Below are 24394 nucleotides of genomic sequence, written 5' to 3' on the forward strand. Positions count from 1 at the left end.
CAACCGGTTGGTAATTTGACTGAGAGCTTTCTTTATTTCAATAGGACTTTCTTCCCATTTTTCGGTTTTCGCAAAAAAAGCTCTTACGGCAAGAAGGAAAATCTTCATTAATGGAGAATAAGTGGGGTAAAGTGGGTTGAAGTGGGGCAAAGTGACGCCGCTGTGGGGTGACGAAGTATGTTCATGGGGGAATACCTCCATACGATCGATGGAAAAGGCCGGCTGATTGTACCGGCAAGATTCCGAGAAGCCTTAGGGGAGCGGTTCATCGCCACCAAAGGCTTAGATCACTGTCTCTTTGTCTACCCATTGGACGAATGGAAAGTGCTCGAAGAGAAATTGCGGGCCTTACCTTTTACTCAACCTGAAGCACGAGCTTTTGTCCGTTTCTTTTTTTCCGGGGCTACTGAATGCGAGTTGGATAAGCAAGGGAGAATTCTTTTGCCGGCTAACCTGCGGGAATATGCTCAGCTTGATAAGGATACGGTCTTGGTGGGCGTCTCCTCCCGTGTGGAGATTTGGAGTCAGGCCCTTTGGGCAGACTATTCCCGTCAGGCTGAAGATGCTTATGCCAGTGCTGCAGAATCTTTGGTGAACCTGGGAATATAGAGAAGAGGTCGAATGGTTTGGAATTTCATCATGTCACAGTTTTGCTCAAAGAAACGGTGGACGGGGTTGTCAGGGATCCTTCGGGCACCTATGTGGACTGCACCTTGGGGGGAGCGGGGCATAGTGGTTATTTATTATCGAAGCTGAGTGAAACAGGAAAGCTGGTGGGCTTCGATCAGGATCCCTTAGCCATCAATAACGCTCAGGAGAAATTTGCAGGGGACCCCCGGGTTTTTCTGGTCAACCGCAATTTCGAAGGGTTGGAGGAGTCTCTTCAATCTCTGGAACTTCTTCCCGTTCAAGGTGTCCTTTTTGACCTGGGGGTATCTTCCCCCCAACTGGATGAGGCTGAACGAGGGTTCAGCTATATGCAGGATGCGGAATTGGACATGCGGATGAATCCGCAGAATCCACTGTCTGCGAAGACTTTGGTCAATGAAGGGAAAGCTGAAGAACTGGCTGAGATCCTCTGGAAGTATGGAGAGGAAAAATGGTCCAAACGCATTGTGGAGTTTATTGTGGAAGCCCGTAAACAGAAATCCATCACAACTACGGGTGAATTAGTGGATATTATCAAAAGAGCGATTCCGGCAGGGGCTCGCCGGGAAGGGCCTCATCCTGCGAAGAGGACATTTCAGGCCCTGCGCATAGCCGTCAACGATGAACTGGGGGTCTTGGAGAGAGCTCTGGACCAAGTGATACGCTGTCTGGCTCCGGGAGGAAGGGTAGGAGTCATCACCTTTCACTCTCTGGAAGATCGGATCGTGAAAGAAACCTTCAACTCCTGGTTAGGCCGCTGCACTTGTCCGCCGGTTTTTCCGGTTTGTCAATGCGGCGCCAAGGCAGTAGCCCGTTTAGTTCATCGCAAACCGATTCTGCCCAGTCTCCAGGAGATTGAAGCCAATCCCCGGGCCCGCAGTGCTAAGCTAAGAATTGCTGAAAAGCTTTGATTTGAATTTTGAATTCTAAAGAGAACGGAGGAGGAATACCTTTGGTATTAGCGCAGGAAAAAATTGAATGGGAACAGCCCATAGAGAAGCAACCCCGCAAAGCAAAAAAACCTGTCCATAGGGAGAAGCCCCGTTCTCACTGGAAAAGTGTACTTATCTTGAGTTTAGTGGTGGCCGTAGCGACAGTTTTTGCCGCGGAAACTATTAATCTGACGGTGGTTAAGGGAGCACAAATCCGGGCGACCCAGAAGGAGATTGCCGACTTGAAGGCCAATAATGATCTTCTGCAGGCCCAAGTGGATAAACTGCGATCGGTAAGCCGGATTGAAAGTGCTGCACTTGCCATGGGCATGGAAAAACCTGCGGGAACGGTCTATGTGGCTGGAACCTTGCCTGTCGCCAAGACTGAAATGGGCGTCCAGTCAACACCGGCCAAAGCGGAAGAGGTCGTTAAGGAGCCTTCCGCTTTGGAACAGATTTCGCAGAAATTTACAAGCTTTTTTGCTTCCACACAACGATAAACGATCAAAGGCGGTAGAGTTTGCTGTGACGCCCTAGAATAGGGGGTGGGACGATGAGTCCTTATGTCGTCATGCGCAAACGTATCGCCTTTCTTTTTTTCTGTGTCAGTGCTTTTTTGGTGGTGCTGATTGTCCGTCTGGCCTTTGTGCAATTGGCTCAGGGGGCGATTTTAAGCGATAAGGCTGATGAAAGCCATTATCGGGGGGTTCCTGTGGCAGCCAAAAGGGGAAACATTGAGGATCGCAACGGGGAGGTGCTGGCCATGAGTGTCAGTACCGAGACTGTCTATGCGGTGCCTGCCCAAGTTCGCTCCTCCGGCAGAGCGGAGGAGATCGCCCATGCTTTGTCCGGCCTCCTGGAGATGGGACCTGAGCAGGTTATGGAAAGAATAACCAAGCGATCGGCTTTGGAATATGTCAAGAAAAGGGTTACGGCGGAGGTGGCGGCTCAAGTCCGGGCCTTAGAGCTGCCTGGGATTGGGATTACTGAGGATAGTGTGCGTTATTACCCCAACAGCACCTTAGCCGCACATATTATTGGCTTTGCGGGGATTGACAACCAGGGGTTGGAAGGAATAGAGTTGACTAGGGATTCTGAGTTGAACGGAGTCCCGGGTGCTGTATTGACAGAGTTTGCTGCTAATGGTATTCCTTTGCCCTTTGCCAATCAAATGTATGTTTCCCCTAAGAATGGCAATACGGTGCGTCTGACTATCGATAAAAATATTCAGGCTTTTGCGGAGCGGGAACTGCAGAAGCTGATGTCCGGCCAAGGGGATAATATGAATGGGCAGGTCCCCAAGAGCGGCACCATCCTGGTTATGGATCCCAATACCGGGCAGGTCTTGGCTCTTGCTTCGGCGCCTACCTATGATCCTAATTATTACAACAACTATGATCAGAGTACCCGGCGCAATATAGCGATTCAAAACGGCTATGAACCAGGTTCCACTTTTAAGATTATCACGTTGGCGGCTGCCCTTGAGGAAAAGAAGATCAGTCCTCAGGAAGGTTTTTTTGATCCGGGAGGAGTGACCATCCTGGGTAAAACCGTTCATTGCTGGAAGCGTGGAGGCCATGGCAGCCAGACCTTCACTCAGGTCGTTGAAAACTCCTGCAACCCAGGGTTTGTCGCCATGGGCCAGCGCCTGGGTATGGATAAATTCTATAAATACCTCCATGACTTCGGTTTTGGTCAGAAAACGGGAATCGAAATGTCCGGTGAAGCTGTAGGAATTTTAGCCGGGAAAAAGAGAGCTACGGCCTTGGATCTTGCCACCATGTCGATCGGGCAAACCAATAATGTGACGGCCATTCAGCTGCTTACGGCAGTTTCCGCAGTAGCTAACGGCGGGAACCTGATGAAGCCCCAATTGGTTAAAGAGATCGTGGGACCTTCGGGGAACGTGGTGGAATCCTTTGAACCTCAGGACGTGCGGCGTGTGATCAGCGAGGGTACTTCGAAAACTGCCCGGCAGATGCTGGAGTCTGTGGTCACCAACGGCACGGGGTACCGAGCCTTTCTGCCCGGATACCGGGTGGCGGGCAAGACCGGGACCGCCCAAAAAGTTGCCAATGGGGCGTACATACAAGGGGAATACATTGCTTCCTTTATTGCCTTTGCTCCGGCCGATAATCCCCAGCTGGCCATCCTTTGTGTGATCGATGGTGTGCCCTTTTACGGGGGATCTGTGGCGGCTCCGCCGGTGAGAGGAGTTCTGCAGGATTCTTTGAAATACTTAGGTGTGGAAATGGATCTGAAAGCCCCTCTGACGCTGGGCAAACCCCGCTTGGATATGCAGATACCTCCAGTGAAAAAAGCGGCAACGGTCCCCTCTGTTCTCGGGCTGACTCTGGCTGAGGCTGAGAAGTCTCTGAAGCAAGCCGGCTTTACCGTTCTGACGGAAGGCAGTGGGACAGTTGTTCAGGACCAAATTCCTCATGGGGATTCTAAAGTGGAAGAGGGATCCTCGGTACTGCTCTATCTTGGTTCTGAGGCGGGAGCTCCCACTTCAGGAAACTGGTGGGCCGTGGAAGAGGAAGTGGATATCGACATAGAAACCATGCTGCAAATGCCCTGGCGGCAGCCCTTAGGCCAATGATTGCAATAGATTTTTACTGTCTATAATAGAATTGAAAGGTAGTGATGAGGGTGAAGTCTGTTCGCAAAAAACTCTCAGAGATTGCATCCGGAATTGAAATTGTGAATCATGTTGGAGATCAAGATACTCTGATCCAGGGGATGGTTATGGATTCCCGCCAGGTTCAGCCCGGAGACCTTTATGCCTGTGTGCCCGGAATGAATGTGGACGGCCATGACTTTGCAGCCCAAGCCATTGCCCAAGGAGCAGCGGCCTTACTGGTGGAACGGATTCTCCCTCTTGATATTCCTCAACTCCAAGTGAAAAAGGTGCGGGAGGTTATGGGAAATCTCGCAGCCAACCTCTATGATCATCCTGCCGCTCAATTGGAAGTGGTGGGGGTAACAGGAACCAATGGGAAAACCACCATTACCTACCTTGTGGAGAGTATTGCCGCAGGGGAAGGTAAGAAGGTGGGCTTAATCGGCACTTTAGGAGCCCGCATCGCGGGCAGGGAACTGCCGGGAAACCGGACCACCCCGGAGGCGATTGATCTCCAGAAGCTGCTCAAGGAAATGGTGGATGAAGGGGTGCAATTGGCTGTCATGGAAGTCTCTTCCCATGCCTTGGTTTTCGGGCGGGTGACAGGGTGCGAATTTGACGCAGGTATTTTCAGCAATTTGACACAAGATCATTTGGATTATCATAAAACAATGGAGGAGTATCTCCAGGCGAAAGCCCAACTTTTCAGCGGCCTTACCGGGGTTAAAGAACCTAAGGTGGGGGTTGTCAACGGGGATGATCCGGCTGCTGAGACCTTAATCCGGCTTTCCGCCGCTCCTGTGGTGACCTATGGAGTTAACGCCGATCTTCTGGATTATCGGGCGGAGGATATCCTGCTGACTGCCGAGGGAGTTAAATTCACGGTTCGTTTTAAGGACGGAGGGTCGCAGGTGGAATACTCAACCCCGGGCATGTTCAGCGTGTACAACGCTCTGGCTGCTTTTGCCTGGGGGGTGGAGAGCGGAAGAAGCCCCCGGCAGGTTTGCGAAGCCCTGGCAGCGGTCCAAGGGGTTCCGGGACGCTTTGAAAGTGTGCGGATGGGGCAGCCCTTCCAGGTCATCGTCGACTATGCCCATACTCCAGATGGTTTGGAGAATGTCTGCAAAACGGCTCAGGAGTTTACCCAAGGCCGCCTGATTACGGTATTTGGCTGCGGCGGGGATCGGGATAAAGGAAAAAGGCCCCAGATGGGAGCCATCGCCGAGGAACTCAGCGATCATGTGATTGTCACTTCAGATAATCCCCGTACCGAGGATCCCCGGCAGATTATCCGGGATATTCTGGAGGGGATCGAGGGAATCGATTATACCGCTAATGTGAACCGCCGGGAGGCCATTGAATGCGCCTGCCTGCTGGCCAAGGAAGGGGATACGGTGCTGATTGCCGGAAAAGGTCATGAGGATTATCAGATCATCGGCAAGGATGTGTTCCCCTTTGATGATCGGGAAGTAGCCCGGGAAGCCTTAAGGAGGCTCGGTTATGTGGGATAGCCAAAGGATTGCTGATTTGGTCCGGGGGGAATTGACAGGTGATTCCCATGTCAGGGCTTCCGGCTGTTGTATCGACAGCCGGGGGGTCAAAGAAGGGGAGATCTTTTTTGCCTTAGTGGGTGAAAAGGCAGACGGACACGATTATATGGAAGGAGCCTGGCAGAAAGGCGCTTCGGTGGTGATCGGCGAGAAGGAACGTCTGGAACTTCGCCGGGAAGTCCGGGTCCCCGAGGGCAAAGCTCTGATCCGGGTGGAGTCCGGCCTTGCCGCTATGCAGGCTTTGGCTCAAGCCTGGCACAAGGAGCTGGGGGCCAAAGTGGTGGCCATCACAGGCAGCAATGGAAAAACCACCACCAAAGATATGGTGGCGGCGGTCTTAAGTGAAAAATACCGTGTGCATAAGAATTTGGAGAACCAAAACAATGAATTGGGCCTTCCTATAACTATTTTGAATGCTCCAGAAAATACGGAAGTGCTTATTTTAGAGATGGGCATGCGCGGATTGGGGCAAATCGCTTTTTTATGTGCTATAGCCCGCCCGGATATCGGTGTTATAACCAATATTGGCACGACCCATATGGAGCTCTTAGGCTCACAGCAAGCTATTGCCCGGGCTAAGTGGGAGCTGATCGAGGCCCTTCCCGAGACAGGGGTAGCGGTCCTCAATGGGGAGGATGAGTGGAGTGTGAAGCTGGCCGGACAAGACCCGCATCAGACCTTTTTCTACGGCCTGGAAGGGAGATTCCACGAACCCGATCTGCGGGGAATGAATCTGACACCCTTCGGTACTCTGGGAACCAGTTTTCAAGTGGGACACGGGGACAGGTCCGCTGTCCCGTTTGCCGAAGTGGTGGTAGCCGAAGTGGGACAGAAGACCTGTCCCCATGTCCCGGTTCACCTGCCTCTGCCGGGAGAGCATAATGTGCTGGATGCTCTGGCTGCCCTCAGTGTCGGGGTTCTTTTGAATGTATCCCTGGAAGAGGGGTGCCAGGGTCTGGCTGCTATGGAACTATCCAGGATGCGCCTGGAGCTTCAACCGGGACCGGGGGGCAGCACCTTAATCAGTGATGTCTATAATGCCAACCCGACTTCGATGAAGGCCTCCCTGCAGGTCTTAAAGGAAAGAGGGGGGGAGTCCACTCTGGCCATACTGGGAGAGATGTATGAACTGGGGGAAGCCAGCCGGGCGGGGCATTATGAAGTGGGGCAGACGGTAGCCGACCTGGGAATCTCTGAACTAATCACCGTTGGTCCGCTGGCAGAGGAAATTGCCCGCGGAGCTTTGGAAAAGGGGTTATCACCCCAAAGGATTCATTCTTTTCCTGAGCGCGAGGGGGCGATCAAGAAAGCCCAGGAGTTGCTGGCAGATTTAAATCAAGGCACTTGGGTCTTAATCAAAGCTTCTCGCGGTATGAAAATGGAAGAAGTCACAAGGGCACTTCGCAAAGATTAGTGTGTCGCTATGCTAAGAGTAAAGGAAGGAATTAATCCATGTGGGAACGCATATTTTTGGCTGCTGCTTTAGCGCTGATGATCACTTTAATACTTGGGCCGTTGATGATTCCCGTTTTACGGGTGATGAAATTTGGCCAGACTATTCGTGAGGAAGGCCCCAAGCGGCATTTAGCTAAGGCTGGAACGCCCACCATGGGTGGCATTATCTTTTTAGTGGGGATTGTCGTAAGTGCTCTGGTCATGGCGGAGAAACCCACGTCCCTGGAAATGGTCATGGTGATCAGTGCCATGCTGGGATATGGCCTGATTGGTTTTATTGATGATTTCATCAAAGTGGTGCTGCACCGCTCCTTAGGTTTGAGGGCATATCAAAAATTAATTGGTCAAATCGCTTTGGCATTCCTCCTGACCTGGGCAGCTAATCGCTATCTGGGGCGGGGGACGGATCTTGTGATTCCCTTTACTTCCATCCATTTGGAATTAGGCTTATTTTACTATCCCTTCGTTGTCTTTATTATCGTAGGGATTGTCAATGCTGTTAATCTGACGGATGGGCTGGACGGCTTGGCGGCAGGTACCACTCTGTTCAGTATGCTGAGCTATATTGGTATTGCCTGGCTGGCTGCCTCCCAAGGAGGCAGGGTGGCTATCCTGGCCTATGAATCCGATCTGGCGGTCTTTGCGGCCGCTGCTGTCGGAGGGTGTTTCGGCTTTCTTCGCTTTAATAAAAACCCGGCCCGGGTCTTTATGGGGGATACGGGTTCCTTAGCCTTGGGGGGAGCGTTGGTCGGATTAGCTGTGCTGACTAAAACGGAGCTCATTCTCCTGGTTATTGGCGGGGTCTATGTGGTTGAGGCAATTTCGGTTATTTTACAAGTCTTTTCCTATCAGACTACGGGTAAGCGGATCTTCCGCATGAGCCCATTGCATCACCATTTTGAACTGGGCGGTTGGAATGAATGGAAGGTCGTCATGGTTTTTTGGCTGGCTTCTCTTCTGTGCGGTGTGCTTGGGGTAATCGCTTACATGGCTGGAATGTTCTGAGCTTGATTTTTTCAAGAGGGTGAAAGAATGAATTTAAAGAAAAAAAAGGTACTGGTCGTCGGTGCTGGAAGAAGTGGCTTGGCGGCAGTTAAAAGACTGAAAGCCCTGGGCGCCCGCGTCATCTTAACGGATCAAAAGGAGCCGGATCAACTCAGTGGTATCTTAGAATTGGGCTTGCCGGATGGACAACTTGTGTTGGGCCATATCCCGCAATGGCATGAGGTAGAGGCTGAAGTGATTGTTCTTTCTCCCGGAGTGTCCCCCAAACTCCCCTTTATTCAAGAGGGAATTGCCCAGGGGGCTTTGATTTGGAGTGAGGTTGAGCTTGCCTTGAGAGATCATCCGGCCTTCAAGATTGGTGTGACAGGTACCAATGGGAAAACCACTACCACCACATTGATTGGGGAACTGGCCAAGCGGACCGGAAAATCCACTCTGGTCGCCGGCAATATCGGCGTGGCCTTAAGCGATCAGGTGGAGAACCTGGATGAGGAAGGAATTATCGTCGCCGAGCTTTCCAGTTTTCAGTTGGAATTGGTGGACAGTCTCTGTATGAATGTGGGGATTCTCCTCAATGTGACTCCTGACCATTTGGATCGTCATGGGACCCTGGAGAATTATCTGGCGGCCAAGGCCCGGATCTTTGAGAAGCAAAGGCCGTCGGATTGTGCTATTTTAAACTGGGATGATGCCAGGGTTCGTGAATTGGCTCCTCATCTCAAGGCCCGGGTGGTCTTCTTTAGCCCTACTTCTCTACTGGCAGAGGGATACGGAGTGCAAGGGGATGAGATTGTTCTCGCCAGGGACGGGAAGATCACTCCCATCATCAAGCGCAGGGAACTTCAGCTCAGGGGTAATCATAATTTGGAAAACATGATGGCTGCCATCGCGGCGGTGAGGGAGCTGGGACTTTCCTGGGAGGAGATCGCTCAAGGCCTCCGGGAATTTAAAGGGGTTGAGCACCGTCAGGAAGTGGTAGGGACCTATGAGGGGATCCTTTTTATTAACGATTCCAAAGGGACTAATCCTGATGCGGCAGAAAAAGCCTTATATGCCTTTGAGGAGCCCATCGTGCTTATTGCCGGGGGGAAAAACAAAGGCTTGGATTTCCATGATTTCATGAAAACGGTTAAGGAACAGGTGAAAAGCCTTGTCCTGGTCGGCTCGGCGGCGGCTGAGATGGAGCAGGCGGCCAAAGATGCAGGAATCCGGCATTACCTGCGGGCTGAGACTTTTGCAGAGGCTGTGGAGCTGGCCATTGCCGAAGCAGAGCCCGGGGATGTGGTTTTGCTCTCACCGGCTTGTACAAGTTGGGATATGTTTAAGAGTTATGAAGAAAGAGGGGAATTCTTTAAGGAGTTAGTGCGTAGGCATTATAGGGAACCCATTTAAATTTTCAAAGGGGGAACTAAACATGCCAAGACGTCGTCGCCCTGATCTGGTCTTACTTGGAGCAATCCTGGCGCTCCTTACGATAGGAATCGTAATGGTGTACAGTTCCAGCGCTGTGAAAGGATATGTGATGTATGACGATCCCTATCACTTTCTGAAAATGGAGGTGATGTGGGTTGTCGCTGGCTTAGTGGCGATGATTGTGGCCATGACCCTGGATTTGGACCTTATGCGCCGTTGGGCAAAGCCGGCTCTTATTATCGCTATTGTCCTCCTGATCATGGTTAAGATTCCCGGGATCGGGCGCAGGGTTAATGGTGCTGACCGCTGGATCGGTCTGGGTCCTTTATCCATTCAACCTTCTGAAGTGATCAAGTTGGCCATGGTTTTGGTCATGGCCAACATCTTATCCATTGATCCTCATAAGATTAGGTCCTTTCGGCATGGTCTGCTTCCCGTATTGGGGCTTTTGGGTCTTGTTGCGGGCCTGATTATGCTCCAGCCTGATTTGGGAACAACCCTTGTCATCGCCGGAGTGACTTTCTTTATGCTGATTGCCGCAGGTGCCAGAGCCAGCCATATTATCGGCTTAGGAGGCGCCGGTGTGGGTTTGGTGGTGGCCGCCATTATAGCGGAACCCTATCGCATGAACCGGATTTTTGCCTTCCTGGATCCCTGGGTGGATCCTTCAGGAAAGGGATATCAAACGATTCAGGCGTTGCTTGCTCTGGGGCCGGGCGGGCTTTTTGGCTTAGGCCTGGGGCAAAGCAAACAGAAGTTTCTTTATCTCCCGGAGAATCATACGGATTTTATCTTCGCTATGATCGGGGAGGAACTGGGCTTTGTAGGCGCTACCCTCGTCATCCTGCTCTTCTTCCTGTTTGCCTGGCGGGGGTTCCGGGTGGCTATGGGAGCACCGGATGCTTTTACCGGCTTTCTGGCTGTGGGGCTGACAGGGATGGTGTGCATACAGGCGATGATCAATATGGGTGTGGTCAGCGGAGTGCTTCCCGTGACGGGAATCACCCTGCCGTTCCTAAGCTATGGCGGGACGTCCCTGGTGTTTACCATGCTGGGGGTAGGAGTGCTTTTGAATATTTCGCGGGAGTCGCGCTAGCGACGCTTGGGGCTGGCTTGCAGAATTTGTGCAAGAGGGACTTGGCAGGAAGGTGTACAAGGGAGCTTACGATTACAGACGCTCGGAAATTACGGTCGCAGGGCAAACTAAGGGCTAAACTGCCTTTTGCAAGCGGCGGGGTCCCCGCCTAAATCGCTCCTGCTCTATAGGCGGCGTGTCACATCCGTGTGACCCGCCCCGCAGTCTGAGGTGCAGTTTAGCCCAAGTTTGCTTAGCTGCTCCCGTAAAGGCCTCGCATACTGTAATCGCAAGCTCGCTTGCGGGATCGGCTGGAGAGTCTCAAGAAGCACACCCGTACATATACTTATAAGTGGGACCCAAGGATTTTGCTATACAGCGGGAAACGTCTTCAAAGCGAGCGGAAACCAATCTTCGCGAAAAGTACGCAGCGGAGTCGGGTTGGAAACAGGACGTTTCCAACCGACCATTGAGAACAAGTGCGAAAGCAGTGCTTTCGAGGAGCGATTTGGGCGGGCCGAAAGCCGGATGAGGCTTTCGCCCAAGCCGCCACGCCACAGAGAATGACTTGGCGGCGCAGGTCCCGGCGGAGCGGAGTGCTTGAGCGATTAGATTGGTCCGCGCAGCTTTATAGAGTGACCGCGGATAGCAAAATCCTGGAGATTACCTCAAAGAATATCCAAAAGACCAAACACGAAGGGAGCAGAATTCCATGCGCGTGATTGTAACAGGTGGAGGAACAGGGGGCCATATCTATCCGGCTCTGGCCATCGCCAAAGGGATTCTCGTCCACCAGCCGGATGCTGAAATTCTTTACATAGGCACTCGGGAAGGGATGGAAGCGCGCCTGGTTCCTGAGGCCGGGATTGAATTTGCAGGAGTTTCCGGGCAGGGGCTGCCCCGCAAACTCAGCCTGGAAACTCTCAAAGTCGGGGGCAAGAGCTTTAAAGCCCTGTGGGAGACCAAACAGATTCTCAAAAAATTTAAACCGGATCTTGTCGTGGGAACGGGAGGATATGTAGCGGGGCCGGTCGTATTGACTGCGGCCTTATTTGGGTTTCCGACCTTGCTCCATGAGCAAAATGCTCTGCCGGGGATTACCAATAAGATTCTCACCCGTTTTGTGCGCAAGGTCATGGTGACCTTCCCGGAGAGCATTGCTCACTTCGGTGTGAGGCGGAAGTTGGTTTTGACAGGTTTGCCTGTACGCCCTGAGATAGGGAATATATCCCGGGAGAAAGGGGCGGGGTGTTTAGGACTGCGCCCTGATTGTCTGACCCTCCTTGTGACAGGGGGAAGCCGGGGTGCCCGCAGTATCAATCAAGCCATGCCCACCGTGCTTAAGCATCTGGCAGGCAGAAAAGATATTCAAGTCATTTGGGCTACCGGTAAAGCGACCTATCAGGAAACTCTGGAGAGTTTAAAGGCACAGGGGATTCAGTGGCAGAGGGAAAACTGGCGGGTCCTTGAATATCTCAAGGATATGCCTGAGGCTATGGCCTGTGCTGATTTATTCGTGGGGCGAGCCGGAGCAACGACCTTAGCCGAGATTATGGTGGCTGGCAAACCGGGGATTCTTATCCCTTATCCTTTGGCAGCTGAAAACCATCAGGAATTCAACGCCAGGGCTCTGGAGAAAGATGGTGCCGCCTGTGTTATTCTGGATAAAGATCTAACCGGTGAAAATCTCTGGGCCTTGGTGCAAGGGCTTATGGAAAAGCCTGAAAAACTGCGCAAGATGGCTCAAGCCGCCCAGGGTCTGGGTCAGCCCGATGCCCTTAATAAGATCGTCAAAGTCTGCCTGGATACGGCCTGGAAATAATCTCCGCCCTTTCACACCTTCTGACTGCGCTGCATAACATATGACAGTCAGAAGGAAGGGAGTGGGTTGCTTTGTGGCCTAAGCGGAAAATATTACTTCTCGTTCCCCAAGATAGGGATGAGTGGCAAGGAATTCTTTCTCTGTTGAATGCCCTACATAGAGATGTTATAGTCAGAGAAGCATCCTCTGAAGCTAGCGTCGATTGGGCAGATGGAACAATCCCGGGTCTGGAAGAGGAGCTGTATGATGCATCCGATGCAGGACCCACAGAAATTCTCTATTGGCCCGGAACCCCTCAGGAGGATCCTCACCGGCAATGGGGCCTCTCCCGAGGGCTTATGCAAACAGAACTGACAGAGTTCCTACATAGGTATTGGGAAGAAGAGATCATCCTCCCGGTAAATTCCGGGTTAGGAGATGATGAACCTTTTTTGTGGAAAATATTGGATTGTGCCGGATTTGAGCCGTCATTATTGTGGCAGACAGAGGAAGGTCAATGGGAGGTTCGCATCAATAACGGCCTGCATTGGATCATCCCTGAAAGCTGGCTTACAGGGTGTTGGGGTCATGAGAGCTTTGGACGCCGGCCCCAGCTGGTTCTCACTGAAAGCTGTTGGGTTTGTCAGGGAGAGCAGATGGAATTCTATGGGGATAAAGACCGCTTCGAGTATCTGGGGGATGTTGCCCCTTGTGGAAACAAAGCCCTGGATGATGCAGTATATACAGTAGTGCTGCAGGCACTCCAGCTGGGGGTTCCCTGGCGGAGTATCCGGCGTGCCTATGATATGATGAACATAAGGTGGTATACCAATGATATGGCAAGGGATGAGGGGACGGATCGAGCACCGGTACCCTCTGCAGAAATTGAATACCTGGCGTATAGGGGGGCTGGCTGAAACTGTCTGTTGGCCGGAAAGTGAGGAAGAGCTCCGGGAAATTTGGCTTAAGTGTCAGGAGCAGGGCATACCGTTTCGCTTATTTGGCCGGGGCTCCAATGTGCTGTTTCCGGATGAAGGATTACCCGGGGTAACGGTGATCAGCACGGGCTTAGCTCAGTCTGTATGGGATTCTGAATGGGTCACTGTGGGAGCGGGATATTCTTTGGCCCGGCTGTCTCAAGAGGCAGCCGATCGCGGCTTGACGGGATTGGAGTTTGCCCGGGGGATTCCGGGCACAGTGGGTGGAGCGATCGTTATGAATGCGGGAGCCCATGGAGGGAGCATCCAGGATATTCTGGAAGAGGTTAAAATCCTGGCTCCAGAGGGAGAAGTGCAGCGGCTTGCTAAAGAAGACATACAGTTTGGTTATAGGGAGTGTTCCTTACGGGATCAGGCCATTGTCCTGGAGGGAGTTTTTCACCTGAAACCCGGAGATCCGGATGTGATCCAGGCCACCATGAGTGAGAACCTGGCCAGGCGCAAAGCAGCCCAGCCTTTGGAGCTGCCTAATGCAGGAAGTGTGTTCCGCAATCCTCCCGGAGGTTCGGCGGGAGGTTTAATCGAGGAAGCCGGTTGGAAGGGAAAGAGATTAGGCGGAGCTCAAGTATCCTCAAAGCATGCCAATTTTATAGTAAACCAAGGAAATGCCACGGCCCGCGATGTATTAGCCTTGATTAGGGAAATACAAAAGGATGTTCATCATCAGTTCGGTGTTGAGTTAAAGACTGAGGTGCGGTACATCCCACCCAGCTAAGAGGGAGGAATCTTTCATGGCGATGGATCGCTATGTCATTACCGGAAAACAACAGTTGGAAGGTAGACTGCGTAATAGTGGAGCCAAAAACTCATCCCTACCTTTATTGGCAGCTTCTTTGCTGGTTTCAGGAAAAACCACCCTATTGGATATTCCCCATTTAGCCGATATCAGCAATATGATTGAAGTGCTGGAATATCTCGGTGCTCGTGTGGAAGATCAAAAAGAAGCCTTGCTTGTGGATGCTTCAGACCTGGCCCGCTGGGAAGTGGATGAAGGACTGATGCGTCAAATGCGAGCCTCTAATCTTATCCTTGGTCCCATACTGGCTCGCAACGGGCGGGTGCGCATCTCCAAACCGGGCGGGTGTGCGATTGGTTCGCGGCCCATGGATCAACATATCAAGGGTCTCCAGGAGCTGGGGGTCAAGGTTAAAGAGAAACATGGTTATATCGAGGCTTGGGCGGATCAGCTCCAAGGGGCTAAGATTTATTTGGATCTCCCCAGTGTAGGGGCTACGGAAAACCTTATGATGGCGGCTGTTCTGGCTAAAGGAACCACCACTATCTACAATGCGGCCAGGGAGCCGGAGATTATCGATCTGCAAAATTTCCTGAACAAGATGGGGGCTAAAGTCCGCGGTGCCGGCATGGATGTCCTGCGCATTGAAGGAGTGAGCAAGCTCTACCCTGTGGAGCATACGGTGATACCGGATCGGATCGAGGCGGGGACCCATATGGTGGCCGCTGTTATGACCCAGGGGGATATTGAAATCAGCAATGTGATTCCTGAGCATTTGGAGCCGGTGACGGCCAAACTGCTGCAAGCGGGGGCGGAGATCATCCTCGGGGATGACACGATTCGGGTCAAGGGCAAGAAAAAGATCAAGGGGGTGGATTGCAAAACCATGCCTCATCCCGGTTTTCCAACGGATATGCAGCCTCAATTCATGGCCCTGCTGTCTATGGCTGAGGGGACCAGCATCATTACTGAAACCATCTTCGAAAACCGTTTTCAGCATGTCGATGAACTTCGCCGCATGGGAGCTCAAATTACTGTGGAAGGGCGGACAGCCATTATCCGCGGTGTGAAAAGTCTGGAGGGCGCCTTTGTAGAGGCTACGGATCTGCGGGCGGGAGCCGCACTTTTCCTGGCGGCTTTAGCTGCCGAAGAGGCCACTGTGCTGGAAAAGGTGGGACATATCGATCGCGGCTATGATAATCTGGAGGAAAAATACCGCAGTGTGGGTGCCAGGCTCAAACGGGTCAAATCTTAGTAATCTGTAACATACAGAGTACTAGAGTGCTGAAATTAAAGGATTCCTAAAGAAAGACATGACAGAGAGGATTGTATTCGATATACTGAGAGCTGGGGGGAGTGACCGTGGAGCCTAGGAAATCGACTACATCCTTTCTCTATATTTCCATACTTGTTATACTCTCTGTAGTGGGGATAAGCTTCTTTCTGCAGTCCAGCTATTTTAACATTGAAGCAGTCAGCATTGAGGGCCTGCAAGAAATTCCTCTCAATGAAATCGAACGTTTAACTACGGATGTAACAGGACAAAATCTAATTATGTTGGATCAAAGGCAGCTTGAGCAAAAGGTGCTGCTTCACCCTCTGGTGGAGTCGGTGGCATTCAAGAAGAAGTTCCCCAATCGTTTGGTCCTGGAGGTTCAGGAGCGTACTCCTGTAGCTCTGGTGATTGTCACTTCAGGAATAGTTGAGGTGGACGGTAAAGGGATTTATCTCCGTCGTCGGGAGGGCTGGCCTGAGCAAAGCTATCCGGTGATCAATGGGGTGACTCTTCCTGATACAGCAGGTCCTGGGCAGGAATTGGATCTTCCCGGTCTGAAGGCCGCCCTTAATTTGCTAGGACAAGCCCCTGAGGAGTTAAAGCCTTTGATAGGGGAAATCTATGTAAATCCTATCCAGCAGATTATCCTTTTTTTGACGGATGGCATAGAGGTCCGTTTAGGCAAAGCTGATGCCTGGGCAGAAAAACTTAAGTCCCTTTATACGCTGATCAATGATGAGGGGTATAAGTCGTTTAAGAATGGGGTAAGGTATATCGATTTCACGGCTGCTAAGCCTGTTATCGGTCGTTAATGAGGAGGAATTTCTTACATGTGGTTACCATTTTTAGGTCTGATCCTGGGACTGGCTATCGGCTGGTTCAGCCCGTTTTCTGTGCCTGTTGAATATTCGAAGTATCTCTCAGTGGCTATTTTGGCTGCTTTGGACTCCGTATTGGGAGGTATTCGTGCTGCTCAGGAAGACCATTTTGACTCTGTCGTTTTTCTTTCGGGTTTCTTTACCAACATTCTGCTGGCTGGAATCCTTGCTTATGTGGGAGACCGGATTGGGGTGGACCTGTTCCTGGCAGCTGTGGTGGCGTTTGGAGTCCGATTGTTCAATAACTTAGCGATTATTCGCCGACATTTGATTAGGAGATAGAGATAGGGAAGAATAAAAGGATATTTTTGACGATAATCCGTGAACATTAGGTTTTGTGGATAATATTTCATGTTAAAAAATTGAAGTGAAAAGAAGGATAATATGCCTGTCCATAGAATTTATCTCTGGTATGGGAATACTTTGAATTTGCTTCGAACCGGGATTAACTCTACTGGGAAATCGCATTATGGATAAAAGGTTTTCTTTAATATAAGCGAGGGGGTCGTCAGCTAAATGCTTGAATTTGATATGGACTTTAATCAGTTCGCCCAGATTAAGGTGATTGGGGTCGGGGGCGGTGGCAACAATGCGGTTAACCGCATGATTACGGCGGGTTTAAAAGGTGTGGATTTTGTAGCGGTGAATACCGATGCCCAGGCAATTAACCTCTCGCGGGCCGGTCAGAAAGTCCAGATAGGCAATAAATTAACCAAAGGCCTTGGCGCAGGAGCCAATCCTGAAATCGGGTCAAAAGCGGCTGAAGAAAGCCGGGAAGAATTGATTAATGTTCTGAAGGGCGCAGATATGGTCTTTGTTACCGCCGGAATGGGCGGAGGCACAGGAACCGGAGCGGCCCCTATAGTTGCTGAAATCGCTAAGGAGCTGGGTGCTCTGACGGTTGGGGTCGTGACACGTCCCTTTTCCTTTGAGGGCAGAAAGCGGGCTATGCAGGCTGAAAAAGGGATCGCCGAGCTTAAGAGCAAAGTGGATACTCTGATCACCATCCCCAATGATCGTTTGCTGCAAGTGGTAGACAAGCATACCGCTCTTCATGAAGCCTTCCGGATCGCCGATGATGTCTTGCGTCAAGGGGTCCAGGGGATTTCCGATTTGATAGCGGTTCCCGGACTGATTAATTTGGACTTTGCCGATGTGAAGACCATTATGCGCAACACCGGTTCGGCCTTGATGGGAATCGGTTCGGCAACAGGTGAGAACAGAGCGGCGGATGCGGCACGGAAAGCGATTTCCAGTCCTTTGCTGGAGACCTCCATTGAAGGAGCCCAAGGGGTTCTGCTGAATATCACCGGCGGTCAAAACCTGACCTTATTTGAAGTCAATGAGGCCTCTGAGATCATTGCTGAAGCGGCAGATCCTGAAGCTAATATTATCTTTGGCGCAGTCATCGATGAAGGCCTGAAGGATGAGATTCGGGTTACGGTCATTGCTACCGGCTTTGATCAACAAAAATCCGCTGCCGGTAATGGTAATTTAAGGGGAAACGCCAATGAAGCGATTCGCCCGGTGGCAGCAACATCTGAGGATTTGGATATTCCCGAGTTTTTGCGGCGCAGACGGTAATTAATTTCTTGAATCGGTTTGATGAAGTACATAGGAGCCAGGCTTTGGGTGCTCAGTGAGCAGGCAAAGCCTGGTTTTTCTTATTGGCTCCTCGGGAGCTTTTTAGGGCGGGGGTGGCCTTGGTGTTGTTGCATTGCACAGTTGCAATAGCACAAGAAAGGGTTTGCTCGGGTCGCGTAGCTTTACGCACAACGCGAACTCCATAGCTCCGGGGCTGGTCTACTCGCTTTCTTAACAGCTCCGCCAAACCCCGCTGCTTTCTGCATGTAAACCAGTGGCTCCGCTTCGTTAAGAAAGCCTTGCAGACCTTACCACCCCTCCGCTAAATCCGTTTCGCTTTTGTGCGTAAAGCTACGTCTTGTGGGTCTCTTTTAGCTTTTCTTTGGGGGCTGAGGCCTCTTGCACAGCTCTCTTACAACGCCATACCCGCTCAAATACGAAAAGGAGCCCAAGGATTTTGCTTTACATGAGTGAGCGGATTTAAGCGAGCGGAAACAAAACTTCGCGAAAAGCATGCAGCGGAGAAAAGTTGGAAACAGGACGTTTCCAACCGGCTATGAGAACAAGTGCGAAAGCAGTGCTTTCGAGGAGCCGATTTAGCCACGAAAACCGGGCGAGGGTTTCGCCCAAGCCGCCATGCCACCGAGAATGACTTAGCGGCGCAGGTGGACTTTTCGGAGCGGCGGGCTTTTCGCGTTAGTTTTGTCCGCGCAGCTTATGGAGCGAACGGTGTAAACAAAATCCTGGAGAAGTAGACTTTGGCATTTTTTGAATCTCTTTCGGATCAGGTCGCTTTGTAAGTAGTTGGTTTATCGTACAAATAGTTGATATAATCCGTGCGGTGCTATATAATTATCGTACGAGGTGATAATAAAATGGACGATAAAAAAGAAACTAATGCGATGAAACCGAACGACATAATCACAGCCACGGAGCTGAAAAACAACCTGGGCCTATACCTGGACCACGTCATGAACGAAAACGAAGAAGTGGTGATTACCAAAAACGGCAAGAAGGCTGTGCGGCTCACTCCTTACATCACCGATGCCGACCGCTATTTTCTCATGAAGGAGAAGGCTCTGGACTACCAGTACGGCGGCAAAAAAGTCTCCTATGAGGAATTTATGGAGATCTATGAGAAAAGCGATCTGCGCATGGAGTTCATCAATGGGGAAATCGTGCTGTTGGGTTCCCCAAGCCTCACTCACCAGGAAATTTCGGGAGACCTGTATGTCAAATTCAAGGAATATCTTAAAGGCAAGCCCTGTAAGGTGTTCTACGCTCCTTTTGATGTGCATTTCCGCAAAGAGGGGTTCAAAGATCCTGACGTAATGCAGCCGGATCTGTTCATTGCCTGTGATGTGGCGGAGACCACCAATGAGAAAGGACGCTATATGGGCACGCCGGTCCTGGTGGTGGAAATCCTCTCTCCCAGCACCCGCTCCAGGGATATGGTGGATAAGCTGAACACCTTTATGATTTCCGGGGTCAAGGAGTTTTGGATTGTCGATCCTGTGCAGGAGATTATTCTGGTTTATGGGTTTAAAGACCTGGATATTGAACATTTTATGACCTACCGGAAAGAGGACACGGTCCGGTCCTTCTGGTTCCCTGATCTGGACATTGCGGGGGCTGAGATTTTCTCTTAAAGGGTTAAGGCCAAATAAGGCTTAGGCTCAAACCGATTTTGTAGGAGTTGTCCGAAATTGGTACGCGCGTACCTATTTCGGACAACTCCTTTGCTTTACTGTTGTTCCAGTTGCGGGAAAAGGTTTGAAAATCTTTCCTGTCCAATTTAGCTTAACCGCGATTATACGTCACCAGTCGCAATAGTTTTCCTAAATATTCCCACCTATTGCGACAGCTTTTATTCGCTACCTTCGGTATAATTTGGGAGAGACGGTAGAAAGGGCTGCAATGAGTCATGGAGAGGTATTTGGATCTTGACCTTTTAGTGAATGGAAGTATGGATGCCTTGCTCTTAATCCTCGCCGCCCGACTAGCGAATCTACCCTTTCGAGGCAAGAGAATTGCGGCAGGTGTAATCGCTGGAGAAATTCCGGTTATTCTCTCTGCCTATGCTCCAGCCTCGTTGATTTTTGATTTGAGTAAATACCTCATTCCTTGGCTCATGGTTTGGTTGGCCTATCCCTACCGAGGACTCAGGCTTTATTTTAAGTCTATCCTAATATTTTGGGTTTTGTCAGCCGGGCTGGGGGGGCTTGTTTATGCCTTATGGGGCTGGATCAGCTTCGATGGCGGAATAGGGGGTTCTTTGCGGCTTGGCCTGAAGAATCTGTGGATTCTGCCCCTGGTGGCCGGACTGTGGTGGTTTACTCAAAAAGCCTGGCATCGGATCTTAGGTTCCACTGCCCAACACCAGGCTTCAATCTATGACCTGGAGATTGACATGGGCGGCCAGGGGAATCCCTTCAGGGTGAAAGCGTTGCTGGATACGGGGAATCAATTGCGGGATCCGTTGACCGGATATCCGGTGATTTTAATTGAAGAAGAGGCAGCTGCCGCCGGGGTGCCGGAAGAGCTGCTCCCGGTTTTGCAAGGAGCTTGGCGGGATTTGGATGATCCCTGGCCCTGGCTGTGGCAGTCCGATTCTTTATGGATTAAACAATGTGCCTTTATCCCCTATCAGGGAGTGGGACATAAAAGTTGGCTTCTGGGTATCCGACCCCAAAAGGTGATTTGCACATCCTTGCCGGAGCCCAGGGAAATGAAAGCAACCCTTGCTTTTGTGCGGCAGGTGCTTAGCCCGGATAGAGCCTATCAGGCCTTGCTGCATCCGGAGCATGTTCAAGGAGCGGAGGAAAGCTGATGAGAAGGATAGTAGAGCATATCAAACTGATAGTGGAACATATCAAGTTATGGGCCGTAAAAATCAAGTCAAAACTGATAAGCAGGTTTACCGACTGGCGGGAAATTTATTATGTAGGGAGCAGTGAAGCTCTCCCTCCTCCCCTGAGCACGGATGAGGAAGGAGAGCTGTTGGAACGCCTGGAGCGGGGGGATGTGAGTGTCCGGGATGTTCTGATTGAACGAAATTTGCGGCTGGTGGTCTATATTGCCCGCAAGTTCGAAAATACGGGAGTCGGTATCGAGGATCTTGTCTCCATTGGCACGATTGGGCTGATCAAGGCTGTCAATACCTTTGATCCTCAGAAAAAGATCAAACTGGCAACCTATGCTTCACGCTGCATTGAAAATGAAATCCTGATGCATTTGCGCCGCAACAATAAAACGAGAACCGAGGTATCCTTCGACGAGCCTTTAAATATTGATTGGGATGGCAATGAGCTCCTGCTTTCCGATGTCCTGGGCACGGAAAACGATATTATTTCCCGTCCTTTGGAGGAAAAGGTGGATCGCCAGCTTTTGCATTTAGCGATGGCCAGGCTGACGGATCGGGAAAAATTGATTATGGAATTGCGCTTTGGTTTGGATAATGGAGAAGAAAAAACCCAGAAGGAAGTTGCCGATCGGCTGGGTATATCCCAATCCTATATTTCACGGCTGGAAAAGCGGATTATCCGCCGTTTGCGGAAAGAATTTATCCGTTTGGAATAAGTTTCAATTCCAGCGGGCATACTCTTCCAAGATGAAAAATGGCTTGGAGGGTGCTCAAATGGCCTTAAACAAAGTAGAAATCTGTGGAGTGAACACCTCAAAATTGCCTGTTCTCAGTAGCGCAAAAATGAAGGAGTTATTTATTGCCTATCAAAGCGGGGAAAAAGAAGCTCGGGAGAAGTTGATTTATGGCAACCTTCGCTTGGTGCTCAGTGTGATTCAGAGATTCACCAATCGTGGCGAGTATGTGGATGACCTCTTTCAGGTAGGTTGTATTGGCCTGATGAAGGCTATCGATAATTTTGATCTGAGCCAGAATGTAAAGTTCTCGACCTACGCTGTCCCGATGATTATCGGAGAGATTCGCAGGTATTTGCGGGATAATAATCCGATTCGGGTCAGCCGGTCTCTGCGGGACATCGCCTACAAAGCGCTGCAAGTCCGGGATCAGCTGGTCAATGAATGCTCCCGGGAACCAACGGTGTCGGAGATTGCGGCTAAGCTGACTCTGCCCCGGGAAGAAGTGATTTTTGCTCTGGATGCTATTCAGGAACCCATCTCTCTTTTCGAGCCCATCTATCATGATGGGGGAGATCCCATTTTCGTTATGGATCAGATCGGGGATGAAAAGCATTCCGATAACAGCTGGCTGGAGGGAATTGCCGTACGGGAAGCCTTGCGGCGGCTGAGTGAACGGGAGAAGCTCATTTTGTCCCTGCGCTTTTTCCACGGCAAGACTCAGATGGAAGTAGCCGATGAGATCGGGATATCCCAAGCCCAGGTTTCCCGTTTGGAGAAGGCAGCCTTGGGGCATATGCGCAAGTATGTATGAGGTATAAACCTCTTCTCTCCGGAATATATATGGAGAGAGGGGAGGTATAATGGATGCGGATCTCTGAGCTGCGTTTATTGGATATAGTGAATATTAAAGACGGTCGCCGGTTGGGTCCGATTAAAGACCTGGATCTGGATCTGGAACGGGGTTCGATTAAGGGGATCGTAGTGCAGGGTGCCTCTCGAAGCTGGGGTTTCTTTGGGGGACGGACAGAGGATATTCTTGTTCCCTGGGAGCGGGTAAAAAAAATCGGGGTGGATGTCATTTTGGTTGATGCCACCGATTTGCCGGAATTCAATTCCCTGGTGGACGACCGGCGGTGATAGGTGCGACGTCTATAGAGATATGGAAAGTCTTTTGTAAAAGATAGAGAAAGCCTTCTGAAGGGCAATACAACCCTCGGAAGGCTTTAAATCGTGTAAATAGGACCTTTGGGGAGTGCATCCTCCCTAAACTTTATGGTATAGTTAAAGTCGAGAATCGTATGGGGGGAAACCGATGACTTGGAGTTGGCGTCAGGGAAAAAATCTAACCTATCTTACCATTCCCCGCTGGGAAGCGGCGGGACTTCAGATTGGGTTTTCCACACGCTGGGGAGGGGTAAGTCCGGCACCTTATGCCAGCTTAAACCTTGGACTCCATGTAGGGGATGAGCCTGATAAAGTACGGCTTAACCGTGATTTATGGTTTCAGGAATGGGATGCTGCTCCATCTCAGGTTGTGGTTGGGGAGCAGGTCCATGGAACCAGAATCCATCAAGTGCAAGAAAAAGACGGGGGACGAGGCAGCGAATCCCTGGATAGTTCGATTGCCGGTGTCGATGGCCTGTATACCATGGAGCACACCGGCTTGATGGCCTTTTTTGCAGATTGCGTTCCGGTGTTCTTTTATCATCCCGGCCTTCGAGCCGTTGGCATTGCTCATGCGGGATGGAAAGGAACAGCGGGGAAGATCGTGGGTCATATGCTGGAGGAATTCCGGCGCCTTGGCGGAGAGCCCGGTGAAACCTGGGCGGCTATCGGACCAAGTATTGGCCCCTGCTGTTATGAAGTGGATGAACGGGTTATGGCTGAGTTTGCTAAAAATTTTACGCAGAGGCCTTTTTTAAAACCAAGCAGAAACGGACATGGGCTGCTGGACTTAAAGGCGGCCAATGCGATGGTATTGAGGGAAGCTGGGATACCCCGGGAAAGACTATGGGTAGCCCCGGAATGTACCGCCTGTCATACGGACTCCTTCTTTTCTCATCGCCGGGAGGGTCCGCAGACAGGACGGATGGCAGGCTGGATTCGCCGGCTGCCGGAAAAGGAGGAGTAATCGTGGCCGTAATTTTGGTGGTTGATGACGAAGAACCAATTCAGGAGCTGCTCAGGTTTAATCTTGAGAAAGAAGGCTACCAGGTATTGATGGCGGCAGACGGGTCTGAAGCGTTGCGCATTCTTGAGGAAAAACAACCGGAGCTTGTGGTTCTTGACATTATGCTTCCCGGTATCAGCGGTCTGGAAGTACTGAATCAAATCCGCAAGACCTCCAAGTTTGTTGAACTGCCGGTCATTATGCTGACAGCAAAAGGGGAAGAGATTGATAAAGTATTGGGGCTGGAGATCGGCGCCGATGATTATATTACCAAGCCTTTCAGCCCCAGAGAGCTGATCGCCAGAATCCGGGCCAGGCTGAGGCGTCTCAAGCCTTCGGAGGAGAACAACGATATCCTTCGTCAGGATCTGCATATTGATTTGGACCGTTTCCGAGTATCCGTTCGTGGAGAGTACATAGAATTAACACCGAAAGAATTTGAATTGCTGCGTGTCCTGGCAACCTATCCCGGTAAAGTCTATACCCGGGATGAGCTCCTGGAACGAATCTGGGGATATGAATACGCAGGGGATACACGAACAGTGGATGTCCATGTGCGGCATCTCAGACAAAAAATTGAGAAAGACCCTTCAAATCCTGAATATATCGAAACATTGCGCGGTATCGGGTATCGTTTGAAAGGATAGAAC

Annotated in this window: 23 protein-coding genes; all 23 read left to right on the plus strand. The window is 51.0% G+C overall.

The window, feature by feature from the left end; genetic code table 11:
* Positions 1–177 precede the first annotated feature (177 nt).
* The 23 genes from mraZ to BUA14_RS18030 all read left to right on the plus strand — a co-directional run bounded on the left by mraZ (position 178) and on the right by BUA14_RS18030 (position 24391).
* Positions 178–609, plus strand: coding sequence for a division/cell wall cluster transcriptional repressor MraZ (gene mraZ, locus BUA14_RS17915; RefSeq protein WP_172625480.1), 432 nt, complete (start codon positions 178–180; stop codon positions 607–609).
* A gap of 17 nt (positions 610–626) precedes the next feature.
* Entirely contained in the window at positions 627–1559 is a 933-nt protein-coding gene (rsmH, locus tag BUA14_RS17920) for a 16S rRNA (cytosine(1402)-N(4))-methyltransferase RsmH (protein ID WP_072773839.1), read from the plus strand.
* 41 nt (positions 1560–1600) lie between these two features.
* Positions 1601–2080, plus strand: a complete 480-nt coding sequence (locus BUA14_RS17925; protein WP_072773840.1) for a septum formation initiator family protein — start codon at positions 1601–1603, stop codon at positions 2078–2080.
* 53 nt (positions 2081–2133) lie between these two features.
* Positions 2134–4182: a stage V sporulation protein D gene (locus BUA14_RS17930; RefSeq protein ID WP_072773841.1), complete on the plus strand. Its 2049-nt coding sequence runs from the start codon at positions 2134–2136 to the stop codon at positions 4180–4182.
* Between the two features lie 44 nt (positions 4183–4226).
* The gene (locus BUA14_RS17935; protein WP_072773842.1) at positions 4227–5714 is read left to right on the plus strand and encodes a UDP-N-acetylmuramoyl-L-alanyl-D-glutamate--2,6-diaminopimelate ligase; all 1488 of its coding nucleotides are present in this window, start codon (positions 4227–4229) and stop codon (positions 5712–5714) included.
* Entirely contained in the window at positions 5704–7167 is a 1464-nt protein-coding gene (locus tag BUA14_RS17940; RefSeq protein WP_072773843.1) for a UDP-N-acetylmuramoyl-tripeptide--D-alanyl-D-alanine ligase, read from the plus strand. The genes BUA14_RS17935 and BUA14_RS17940 overlap by 11 nt, the downstream gene beginning before the upstream one ends.
* 38 nt (positions 7168–7205) lie before the next feature.
* Positions 7206–8213: a phospho-N-acetylmuramoyl-pentapeptide-transferase gene (gene mraY / locus BUA14_RS17945; protein WP_072773844.1), complete on the plus strand. Its 1008-nt coding sequence runs from the start codon at positions 7206–7208 to the stop codon at positions 8211–8213.
* A 27-nt stretch (positions 8214–8240) separates the two neighbouring features.
* Positions 8241–9605: a UDP-N-acetylmuramoyl-L-alanine--D-glutamate ligase gene (gene murD, locus BUA14_RS17950; RefSeq protein ID WP_072773845.1), complete on the plus strand. Its 1365-nt coding sequence runs from the start codon at positions 8241–8243 to the stop codon at positions 9603–9605.
* 22 nt (positions 9606–9627) lie between these two features.
* A complete protein-coding gene (spoVE, locus tag BUA14_RS17955) occupies positions 9628–10722 on the plus strand; it encodes a stage V sporulation protein E (protein ID WP_072773846.1) in 1095 nt (364 codons plus the stop codon).
* A gap of 691 nt (positions 10723–11413) precedes the next feature.
* Complete coding sequence (murG, locus tag BUA14_RS17965) at positions 11414–12523, plus strand: undecaprenyldiphospho-muramoylpentapeptide beta-N-acetylglucosaminyltransferase (protein WP_072773848.1); 1110 nt, start codon at positions 11414–11416, stop codon at positions 12521–12523.
* Between the two features lie 71 nt (positions 12524–12594).
* Positions 12595–13419 carry a hypothetical protein gene (locus BUA14_RS17970; RefSeq protein ID WP_072773849.1) on the plus strand — a complete coding sequence of 275 codons (825 nt, stop codon included), beginning with the start codon at positions 12595–12597 and terminating at the stop codon, positions 13417–13419.
* Positions 13349–14215 carry a UDP-N-acetylmuramate dehydrogenase gene (murB, locus tag BUA14_RS17975; protein ID WP_072773908.1) on the plus strand — a complete coding sequence of 289 codons (867 nt, stop codon included), beginning with the start codon at positions 13349–13351 and terminating at the stop codon, positions 14213–14215. The genes BUA14_RS17970 and murB overlap by 71 nt, the downstream gene beginning before the upstream one ends.
* Positions 14216–14231: 16 nt before the next feature.
* Positions 14232–15491, plus strand: coding sequence for a UDP-N-acetylglucosamine 1-carboxyvinyltransferase (gene murA, locus BUA14_RS17980; RefSeq protein ID WP_072773850.1), 1260 nt, complete (start codon positions 14232–14234; stop codon positions 15489–15491).
* Between the two features lie 107 nt (positions 15492–15598).
* Complete coding sequence (locus BUA14_RS17985; RefSeq protein ID WP_072773851.1) at positions 15599–16324, plus strand: cell division protein FtsQ/DivIB; 726 nt, start codon at positions 15599–15601, stop codon at positions 16322–16324.
* An 18-nt stretch (positions 16325–16342) separates the two neighbouring features.
* Positions 16343–16672 carry a small basic family protein gene (locus tag BUA14_RS17990; RefSeq protein WP_005811377.1) on the plus strand — a complete coding sequence of 110 codons (330 nt, stop codon included), beginning with the start codon at positions 16343–16345 and terminating at the stop codon, positions 16670–16672.
* 234 nt (positions 16673–16906) lie between these two features.
* Complete coding sequence (gene ftsZ, locus BUA14_RS17995; protein ID WP_072773852.1) at positions 16907–17974, plus strand: cell division protein FtsZ; 1068 nt, start codon at positions 16907–16909, stop codon at positions 17972–17974.
* Positions 17975–18849: 875 nt separating this feature from the next.
* Positions 18850–19623, plus strand: a complete 774-nt coding sequence (locus BUA14_RS18000; RefSeq protein WP_072773853.1) for a type II toxin-antitoxin system Phd/YefM family antitoxin — start codon at positions 18850–18852, stop codon at positions 19621–19623.
* A 275-nt stretch (positions 19624–19898) separates the two neighbouring features.
* Positions 19899–20804 (plus strand): sigma-E processing peptidase SpoIIGA, encoded by a 906-nt coding sequence (locus BUA14_RS18005; protein WP_072773854.1) that lies wholly within the window; start codon positions 19899–19901, stop codon positions 20802–20804.
* Positions 20804–21553: an RNA polymerase sporulation sigma factor SigE gene (sigE, locus tag BUA14_RS18010; RefSeq protein ID WP_072773855.1), complete on the plus strand. Its 750-nt coding sequence runs from the start codon at positions 20804–20806 to the stop codon at positions 21551–21553. The genes BUA14_RS18005 and sigE overlap by 1 nt, the downstream gene beginning before the upstream one ends.
* 58 nt (positions 21554–21611) lie before the next feature.
* Positions 21612–22385, plus strand: a complete 774-nt coding sequence (sigG, locus tag BUA14_RS18015; RefSeq protein WP_072773856.1) for an RNA polymerase sporulation sigma factor SigG — start codon at positions 21612–21614, stop codon at positions 22383–22385.
* Between the two features lie 53 nt (positions 22386–22438).
* A complete protein-coding gene (locus tag BUA14_RS18020) occupies positions 22439–22711 on the plus strand; it encodes a YlmC/YmxH family sporulation protein (protein WP_005811353.1) in 273 nt (90 codons plus the stop codon).
* Between the two features lie 175 nt (positions 22712–22886).
* Entirely contained in the window at positions 22887–23705 is an 819-nt protein-coding gene (gene pgeF, locus BUA14_RS18025) for a peptidoglycan editing factor PgeF (RefSeq protein ID WP_072773857.1), read from the plus strand.
* A 2-nt stretch (positions 23706–23707) separates the two neighbouring features.
* Positions 23708–24391, plus strand: a complete 684-nt coding sequence (locus BUA14_RS18030) for a response regulator (RefSeq protein WP_072773858.1) — start codon at positions 23708–23710, stop codon at positions 24389–24391.
* The last annotated feature ends 3 nt before the right edge of the window (positions 24392–24394 follow it).

The sequence above is a fragment of the Desulfitobacterium chlororespirans DSM 11544 genome (genome assembly GCF_900143285.1).
Lineage (GTDB): Bacteria > Bacillota > Desulfitobacteriia > Desulfitobacteriales > Desulfitobacteriaceae > Desulfitobacterium > Desulfitobacterium chlororespirans.